The 9,320-nt window shown below is 72.4% G+C and carries 3 protein-coding genes and 1 pseudogene; 2 read left to right on the forward strand and 2 right to left on the reverse strand.

Going from position 1 to position 9,320, the window contains the following annotated elements:
* On the reverse strand, positions 1-2,761 hold a 2,761-nt coding region (locus AC13HU_RS23625; protein WP_483043946.1), incomplete at its 3' end, for an N-acetylmuramoyl-L-alanine amidase.
* 207 nt (positions 2,762-2,968) lie between these two features.
* On the opposite strand from AC13HU_RS23625, the pseudogene mfd reads away from it, so the two are divergent.
* A pseudogene (mfd, locus tag AC13HU_RS23630) lies at positions 2,969-6,556 on the forward strand (transcription-repair coupling factor); the annotation flags it as partial.
* Positions 6,557-6,672: 116 nt separating this feature from the next.
* Here the strand turns inward: mfd and AC13HU_RS23635 are convergent.
* Positions 6,673-8,337 (reverse strand): DUF2079 domain-containing protein, encoded by a 1,665-nt coding sequence (locus tag AC13HU_RS23635; protein WP_483043947.1) that lies wholly within the window; start codon positions 8,335-8,337, stop codon positions 6,673-6,675.
* Positions 8,338-8,700: 363 nt separating this feature from the next.
* Between AC13HU_RS23635 and AC13HU_RS23640 the strand changes: the two genes are divergently transcribed.
* Positions 8,701-9,320: hypothetical protein (locus AC13HU_RS23640; protein ID WP_483043948.1), on the forward strand; the 620-nt coding region annotated here is incomplete at its 3' end.

A 9,320-nucleotide genomic window follows, 5' to 3' on the forward strand; every position in this document is an offset into this window, starting at 1 on the left:
GAGTCGGGATGGTCTGCCCGGTCGGGAAGTTGAGGCTGGAGGTGTTCGGCTGGGTGGTGCCGTCGGGGTAGACGATCAGGTGGCCGGTGGCGGTCGGGCTGACCGCGGTGACGTTCATGACCACCGCCGTGACCCCGGTGTCGGGGATGCCGGTGGTGGTGCCGGTGACCTGGAGCGAGACTGTCTGACCCGCCGTCACCGGACCGGTCACCCCGCCGGTGCCGTCACGCGTGTCCATCAGCCGCTCGGGACCGACCGGATCGAACCGCGACCCGGTGCTGGACGAGGTGTAGTAGCCGGTGACGTCGGCGAGCAGGTTGACGCTGCCGGCCGAGTTGTAGAAGTCCACCTTGCCGTTGACCACCGGCACCACGACCAGGTTCGCGATCGTGCGGCCGGCGGGGAAGTTGAGACTGGAGGTGTTCGGCTGGGTGGTGCCGTCGGGGTAGACGATGACGTGGCCGGTGACGGTCGGGCTGACCGCGGTGACGTTCATGACCACGCCGGTCACGCCGCTGCTGGGCACCCCGCCCTTGCCCGCGACCTGCAGGCTGATCGTCTTGCCCGCGCCGACCGCGCCCTTGGTGACGCCGGTGCCGTTGCGGGTGTCCATGATCCTGGTCGGGCCCGCCGCGGTGAACGTCCCGGCCGGCGGAGCCACCGCCGAACCCGCCGTGACATCGCTCGCCTTGACGAAGCCGAGCCGGTGGTTGAACCGGATCGGGTAGTAGACGGTCGTGCCCACCACCCGCGTCTGGTCGCCCGGCGCGCTCTGGTCGATGTTCTTGGCGTAGTAGTAGTCGGCGTTCACCGGGTCGTCGGCGACGTACGACTGGCCGGCCGGGATCGTGTAGCCCAGCGGCGCCACGATCTGGGTGTCCTCGCTCGCCACCCCGGCGATCACCGACGGGTACGCGGATGCCTCCGGGTAGGCCCGGCCGTACACCGGGACCGCGCTGCTGCCGGCCGGTGTGACCACATGGCGCGCGGTGTTGCCGTTCGCGACCGCGAACCGCCCGCCCGGGTTGTAGAACCACGCCTTCTGGCCGCCGTACCAGATCGCCGTCCAGTCGCCCTGGACGCCGGCCACGACGAACGACTGCCCGGCGACCGCCTTGTCGGTCACGTCGGCGGCCTGCGTGGTGCCGTTGGCGACCTTGTTGGCCGCCATCACCGGGTCGCCGATCAGCGCGGCCGACGAGGACGGCGAGGTGCGCAGGTAGACGAAGCTGGTCGGCTGCGCGGCGCACGGGTTGGAACTACAGCCGGTGACCGTCGGCTCGTTCGCCGAGGTGAACGGCGGGTCGATGGTGATCTCGCCGCCCACCACCGGGGTGCCGCCGCCACCGGGAGTGGCGCCGAGCAGGTCCAGGTAGTGCGACCAGTTCCAGTACGGGCCCGGGTCCCAGTGCATGCTGGTGAGCTGGGCGGTCTGCGGCGAGGGCACGTCGTCGTGGCCGAGGATGTGCTGCCGGTCGAGCGGCACGTCGAACCGGTTCGCCAGGTAGCGCACCAGCGCCGCCGACGACTCGTAGAGCGACTCGCTGTACCAGGACGCGCCGGAGATCGCGAAGCCCTCGTGCTCGATGCCGACCGAGTGCGCGTTGATGTAGTAGTTGCCGGCGTGCCAGGGCACGTTCTTGGTCTGCACGACCTGGGTGACCAGCCCGTCGGACGAGCGCACGATGTAGTGCGGGGCGGCGTACTGCGTCGGGTCCTGGAATATGCCCAGCGCGCTGCTGTAGCTGCCCTCGGTGTCGTGGATGACGATGTACTTGATGGAGTTGCCGTCGGCCGGGCGGTTCGCCAGGTCGTAACTGCCGTACTTCGACTTGTCGTTCGGGTTGGTCTGCTTGTACGCGGCCGGCACGTAGTTGCACGTCAGGCCGGACGGGCACTCGGGCGTCGGGTTCGCGGCGGGGGAGGCGGTACCGGCCGCGCCGGCCTTCGTCTCCTGCGCGGCCTCCGCGGTCGCCGACGGCAGGCCGAGGCCCTTCAGGGCCGAGGTCCTGGGCGTCACGGCCGGCTCGGCCGCGAGCGTGACCAGCTGGCCGTCGGCGGTGGTGCGCGAGACCCCGGCCCGCAGCGTGGTGTAGACGCGGTCCGCGTACTGGCCCGCGCCCTGGGCGTCGGTGGACTGGCTGAAGCGGGCCACGGTGCCGTACCAGGCGCCCGGGTCGGCCGGCAGGGAGCCGGCCAGCTGCTTCTCGTAGTGCGCGAGCAGCGCGGCGCCGCCCCGGATGCTCTGCAGCGGGTCGCTGCGCAGGCGCGCCTGCGATGTCCCGGTCAGCGCGGCCGCCGCGTCCAGCGTGCGGTAGGCGGTGGTCGGGCCGGCCGCCGTCTGTGCTGCGGTGGCGCGCGGCGCGGCCGGGGCGGCGCTGCCGCCCTCGCCGCGCTGGCCGGTGTCCGGCGCGGTGCCCGCGGCCCGCAGGGCGGCGGTGTCCACATGGGTCAGGCCCATGACGTTGTAGTTGCCGGTGGTGCTCGGTGCTCCGGCGTGCGTGTCCCACAGCGACTGGTGGTAGGCCACCGCCATGAGCAGGCCCTCGGGCACGTGGAACTCCTTCGCGGCGCTCGCGAAGTCCCCCTGCAGCGTGTCGCGCGCGGTGCCGGCTGTGCTGCCCGCGGCGCTCGCGCCGCTCCTGGCCGGTGCGGCCTGCGCCGCACCCGTCCAGGACAGTGCGCCCGCGACGACGGCGGCCACCGCCACCGTCCACGCTCTGCGCGGCCCCCCGCGGCGCCCCTGATCTGCCTCTCTCAAGGCCCCTCCCCACAATCCTCGGTTGCCGGGCCGGTGTGCCGGGCCCGAAGCCGACAACGTAGCAGCACGCTCCCCGGGCGAGGAGGCGCCAGGAGCGGTCCGGCGGTGCTTGTCACCGGTACGTCGTACGCTGGAGGCACCCCCGGCCCGTGCGACGTGTCGGGCGCTTCGCGTTGCTCCGCATCTTCTTCCCGGGACGGAACCCTGATGAGTCTGAACGGTCTGGTCGACGTCGTCGTCGAGGACGCCGCTCTCGCCGAGGCGGTCGAGTCGGCCGCCGCGGGCAACCGCCCGCAGGTGGACCTGGTCGGCCCGCCCGCCGCGCGGCCCTTTGTGGTCGCGGCGCTGGCCGCCCGCGCGCGCCGTACGGTGCTCGCGGTCACCGCCACCGGCCGCGAGGCCGAGGACCTGGCCGCGGCGCTGCGCTCCTTGCTGCCGCCGGACGCGGTGGCGGAATACCCGTCGTGGGAGACGCTGCCGCACGAGCGGCTGTCCCCGCGCAGCGACACCGTGGGGCGGCGGCTGGCGGTGCTGCGCCGGCTGGCCCACCCGCACACCGGCGACGTGGTCGCAGGCCCGGTCCAGGTGGTGGTCGCGCCGATCAGGTCGGTGCTCCAGCCGCAGGTCAAGGGGCTCGGCGACCTGGAGCCGGTGTCTTTGCGCAGCGGTGGCAGCGCGGATCTGGACGCCGTGGTCGACGGACTGGCGGCGGCCGCGTACGCCCGGGTGGAGCTGGTCGAGAAGCGCGGCGAGTTCGCGGTGCGCGGCGGCATCCTCGACGTCTTCCCGCCGACCGAGGAGCACCCGCTGCGGGTGGAGTTCTGGGGCGACGAGGTCGAGGAGATCCGTTACTTCAAGGTCGCCGACCAGCGCTCCCTCGAAGTCGCCGAGCACGGCCTGTGGGCGCCGCCCTGCCGCGAGCTGCTGCTGACCGAGCAGGTCAGGGCGCGGGCGGCGGCTCTGGCGACGGAACACCCCGAGCTGGACGAGCTGCTGGGCAAGATCGCCGAGGGCATCGCGGTCGAGGGCATGGAGTCGCTGGCCCCGGTGCTGGTCGACGACATGGAGCTGCTGCTCGACGTGCTGCCGGCCGGTTCGATGGCGGTGGTCTGCGATCCGGAGCGGGTCCGTACCCGGGCCGCGGACCTGGTGGCGACCTCCCGGGAGTTCCTGGAGGCGTCCTGGGCGGCTTCGGCGGGCGGCGGCGCCGCACCCATCGACCTGGGCGCCGCCTCCTTGTGGTCCATCGCCGACATCCGGGAGCATGCCCGTACGCTCGGCATCCCCTGGTGGTCGGTGAGCCCGTTCGCCGCCGACGAGCAGGGCGCGGCGCCCGCCGGCCCGTACGGCGAACGGCCGACGCTCGGTCCCGAGCTGGAGTTCGGCGACACCTTGCGGCTGGGCATGCACGCCCCGGAGCTGTACCGCGGCGACACCGCCCGCGCGCTCGCCGACACCAAGGGCTGGCTCGCCGAGGGCTGGCTCACGGTCTACATCACCGAGGGCCACGGCCCGGCCGCGCGCCTGGTGGAGGTGCTGGGCGGCGAGGGCATCGCGGCCCGGCTGGACCCGGAGCTGACCGACCCGGCGATGCTGGCGCCCGCCATGGTGCATGTGGCGACCGGCTCGCTGGAACACGGCTTCGTGGACGCCGCGCGGAAGCTCGCGGTGCTCACCGAGACCGACCTGTCCGGGCAGCGCTCCACCGCCAAGGACATGGGCCGGATGCCGTCGCGGCGCCGCAAGACCATCGACCCGCTCACCCTCACCGGCGGCGACTACATCGTGCACGAGCAGCACGGCGTCGGCCGCTACGTGGAGATGGTGCAGCGCACCGTCCAGGGCGCCACCCGCGAGTATCTCGTGGTGGAGTACGCCCCGGCCAAGCGCGGCCAGCCCGGCGACCGGCTCTTCGTCCCCACCGACCAGCTCGAACACGTCACCAAGTACGTCGGCGGCGAGGCGCCCTCCCTGCACCGGCTCGGCGGCGCGGACTGGACCAAGACGAAGGCGCGGGCGAAGAAGGCGGTCAAGGAGATCGCCGCCGACCTGATCAAGCTGTACTCCGCGCGGATGGCCGCCCCCGGCCACACCTTCGGCCCCGACACGCCCTGGCAGCGCGAGCTGGAGGACGCCTTCCCGTACGCGGAGACGCCCGACCAGCTGACCACCATCGCCGAGGTCAAGTCGGACATGGAGAAGTCCGTGCCGATGGACCGGTTGATCTGCGGCGACGTCGGCTACGGCAAGACCGAGATCGCGGTGCGCGCCGCGTTCAAGGCGGTCCAGGACGGCAAGCAGGTGGCGGTCCTGGTGCCGACCACCCTGCTGGTGCAGCAGCACATGGGCACGTTCGCCGAGCGGTACTCCCAGTTCCCGGTGAACGTCCGCGCGCTGTCGAGGTTCCAGAGCGACAACGAGGCGAAGGCGGTCCTGGAGGGGCTGCGGGACGGCGCCGTCGACCTGGTGATCGGCACCCACCGGCTGTTCTCGTCGGAGACGAAGTTCAAGGACCTCGGCCTGGTCATCGTCGACGAGGAGCAGCGGTTCGGCGTCGAGCACAAGGAGCAGCTCAAGAAGCTGCGCGCCAACGTCGACGTGCTCACCATGTCCGCGACCCCGATCCCGCGCACGCTGGAGATGGCGGTCACCGGCATCCGCGAGATGTCCACCATCACCACCCCGCCCGAGGAGCGCCACCCGGTGCTGACGTTCGTCGGCCCGTACGAGGAGAAGCAGATCGGCGCCGCCATCCGCCGCGAACTGCTGCGCGAGGGCCAGGTGTTCTACATCCACAACCGGGTGGAGTCCATCGACCGGGCCGCGGCGCGGCTGCGGGCCATCGTGCCGGAGGCGCGGATCGCCACCGCACACGGGCAGATGGGCGAGTCGCAGCTGGAACAGGTGGTGGTGGACTTCTGGGAGAAGCGGTTCGACGTGCTGGTGTCCACCACCATCGTGGAGTCCGGCATCGACATCGCCAACGCCAACACCCTCATCGTGGAGCGCGGTGACACCTTCGGGCTGTCCCAACTCCACCAGCTGCGCGGCCGGGTGGGCCGTTCCCGCGAGCGCGGCTACGCGTACTTCCTCTACCCGCCGGAGAAGCCGCTGACCGAGACCGCGCACGAGCGGCTGGCCACCATCGCCCAGCACACCGAGATGGGCGCGGGCATGTACGTCGCGATGAAGGACCTGGAGATCCGCGGCGCGGGCAACCTGCTCGGCGGCGAGCAGTCCGGGCACATCGCGGGCGTCGGCTTCGACCTGTACGTGCGGATGGTCGGCGAGGCGGTCGCGGACTACCGCAACGCGCTGGAGAGCGGCGGCGAACCGGAGGAGGAGCTGCTGGACGTGAAGATCGAGCTGCCGGTCGACGCGCACGTCCCGCACGACTACGCGCCCGGCGAGCGGCTGCGGCTGCAGGCGTACCGGTCGATCGCCGCCGCGAACAGCGAGGAGGACATCGCCGCGGTGCGCGAGGAGTTGGCCGACCGCTACGGCAAGCTGCCCGAGCCGGTGGAGAACCTGCTGCTGGTGGCCGCGTTGCGGATACTGGCCCGCAAGGTCGGCGTCGGCGACATCACGCTCCAGGGCGGCAACGTCCGCTTCGGGCCGGTCGAGTTGCGCGAGTCCCAGGAGCTTCGGCTCGGCCGGATCTACCCGCGCTCGGTGATCAGGCACGCCACCAAGCAGGTGCTGGTGCCGCGCCCGGCGACCGCCCGGATCGGCGGCAAGCCGGTGGTGGGCCGCGAACTGCTCCAGTGGACCGCGGAGTTCCTGACCACGGTGCTCGACAACTCGGGCACCGAGGACCCGGTAACCCGGGCAACGAGGACCCGGTCCTCGATCGCGAGGCGCCCGCTCTGTGGCGGGCGCCTCGTCGCCTTACTGCCGGGCGCCTGGCTGCCTTACTGCCCAGCCGATGTGAGGTGGAGCACCACATATCCCTGGTTGTCGGCGACCAGGCTGTACGTGGCGGCCGGGTGCAGCTGCTTCGCGTACGTCAGCGGGTCGCCGGCCCAGCCGGATGTGTTGTCGAGCGCGATGTACTGCGGGGTGACGCCCTCGGTGTCGCCGACCCAGTACACGGTGGTGCGGTGCACCAGGCGGCTGATCGGGCCGACGTTCGCCTCCACGGTGGCACCGTCGGGGATCTCGTCGAGGGTGTGCTCGATCGCCTTGGTGCGGGCGTCGACCTTGTAGGTGGCCGAGTGGTCGAGCGACGCCAGGGGGAGGGTCAGGGTCAGTGCCAGGGCGGCGCCGGCAGCGGCCGCGGGCAGCCCGGAGGCGTAGGAGCGCAGCCAGGGGCGCGGGCTGCGCCGCGAGGTCGTGGCGGCGTCCACCAGGGCGAGCATGACCACCGGCATCAGCACGGCGCTGTAGTGCCAGTCGGTGCCCCAGTAGTGGTCGTCGTGCGAGATGAACCGCCAGCCGATGGTGGGCAGGGCGGCGAGGATCAGCGGGGAGCGCAGGGCGAGCAACCCGGTGGTGGGCAGCAGGATCCACAGCAGGGTGTGCAGGGCGGTGTCGAACGGGATGTGCCCGGGCATCGGGGCGCCGTTGCCGTTCAACTTGTTCCAGTAGTCGTACCCGCCGGTCGTGTTGAACGCCGGGATGATCACGGCGAAGGCGAGCGCGGACATGGCGACCCCGAAGCCGGCCAGGCCGATCGCCCAGGGGCCGAAGCGCAGGGCGTCGGACAGCCGCTCGCCGTGCGTGCCGCGCCCCGGGCGGCCGTCGCCGTCGGTGCCGGCGTCGACACCGGTGCCGTTCGGCTCCCCGGCGTCCTCGCCCGGCGAACCGCCGGAGTCCGCGCCGGAGTCCGTGTCGAGGTCCGTGCCGACGCGCGCCGCGTCCGCCGCCTCGGCGGCCCCCGCGTCCCTGGTGCGCCACCATACGATCACACCGATCGCGGCGGCCGTGACGCCCATGTCCTCCTTGACGAAGACCAGCGGCACCGCCCACCACATCGCCGCCGCCCACCGCTTGCGCAGCACCGCCTCAAGGGAGAACGCCAGCAGCGGCATCGCGAACGCGATCTCGTGGAAGTCGAACTGGACGGCCTTCTGCACGCCCCACGACAGCGCGTACGCCACCCCGATCGCGAGCCCGCGGCCCCGCCCGAGCAGCAGCCCGGCGACCCGGGTCACCGGGATCACCGACACCGCGAACAGCAGCGCCTGGGCGACCAGCAGTGTCACCGGCGTCGGGAAGACCCGGTAGAAGGGTGCGACCAGCACGGTGATCGGGCTGAAGTGGTCGCCGAGGATGTTGAACCCGGGGCCCTTGAGGTCGGCGACCGGCGCGTGCAGGTGGGCGTAGGACTTGATCGCCTGCTCGAAGATGCCCAGGTCCCAGGACATGGTGAGCAACTGCCGGTAGCGGGTCACAGACAGCGCGGTGTAGGCGGCGAAGAAGACGATGGCGAGCAGGTAGGGGTCCGCGCCGGCGCCGAACCTGCGCAGCCGCAGCCCGGTGCCGCCGGTCCCGCCGGCGGCCTTCGCCGCTCCCGCACCCGCCGCGGCTTCGGCGTCGGCCTCCTGCGCCGGGATGACGGCCTCGGCCCTGTCCATCGTCGTCCTCCAGCGGAAGCGGGGTCGGGGTCTGCCGGAAAAGATACGGGACGACGCTGTGCCGGCGGGACCCCACGCGGCAACGGCACCGGCGGGGCTGCCACGGACGGTCCGTGAACGGTCCGCGGACGACAGGTCGCGCCGGGGAACCGGGCGGGCCGGACCGGAGCCGGGGAACCGGGCGTGCCGAAATAGTTGTCCACAGGTCGGGGGAGAGCAGGGGACGGCCGCCCGCTGCGGCCGATACGCTCACAGGGTGTTCGCCGATGGGTGGGCGCGGGCACCCTCGGGTGTCCGTGTGGCGGCGGACGTCGAGCAGCAGTCCGCCCGCCGTCCGTGGCCCGACGACCCAGGAGCACCCACATGTACGGCCCAGGTCCGGTGACGCAGGGACCCAAGCCCGCCGACCCCACGACGGCCGTCGTGCTGCGGGTGATCCTCACGGTGCTGCCGGTGGTCACCCTGGGCTTCCTCGCCTGGGTCTCGATGCTGTACCTGGCGGTGCTGCGCAAGCGCACCGTCGACTGGCTGATGCTGGCCGTCGCGGTCGGCATGGCCGTGATCGCCATGTTCTGCTTCGGAGTCTCCGACAACGAGAACGACTGGCAGTCCAACACCGGCGGCACCCTCATCCTGATCTGCATGTTCGGCGGCGCGCTGTACTTCCTGGTCGCCGACATCCTCCGGTACCGCGCCGCCCGCCAGGGGTGGCCCGCCGCGGGTGGCTACCCGCCCGCGAACCCGTACACCACCGGCTTCGGCACCGGCGGCCCGATGGTGCCCCCGCCGCACCAGGGCTACCCGGCCCGGCAGCAGTACCCCGGGCCGGCCGCCCACCCGGCCCCGATGCAGGGCGCGCGGAACATACCGAACATGCCGAACGCGTCGGTGAACCGCGGCGCGTCCACCCTGCCGCCCTCCCATCCGGCCCATCCGTCCACCCCGCCGCCGGTGAACCGGCCCGCCACCCCGACGCCCACTCC

Source organism: Streptomyces sp. NH27 (assembly GCF_056859195.1).

Bases quoted from the DNA above. Each gene is read 5' to 3' on its own strand.
- AC13HU_RS23635 (WP_483043947.1), bottom strand. From the start codon at position 8,337: ATGGACAGGGCCGAGGCCGTCATCCCGGCGCAGGAGGCCGACGCCGAA.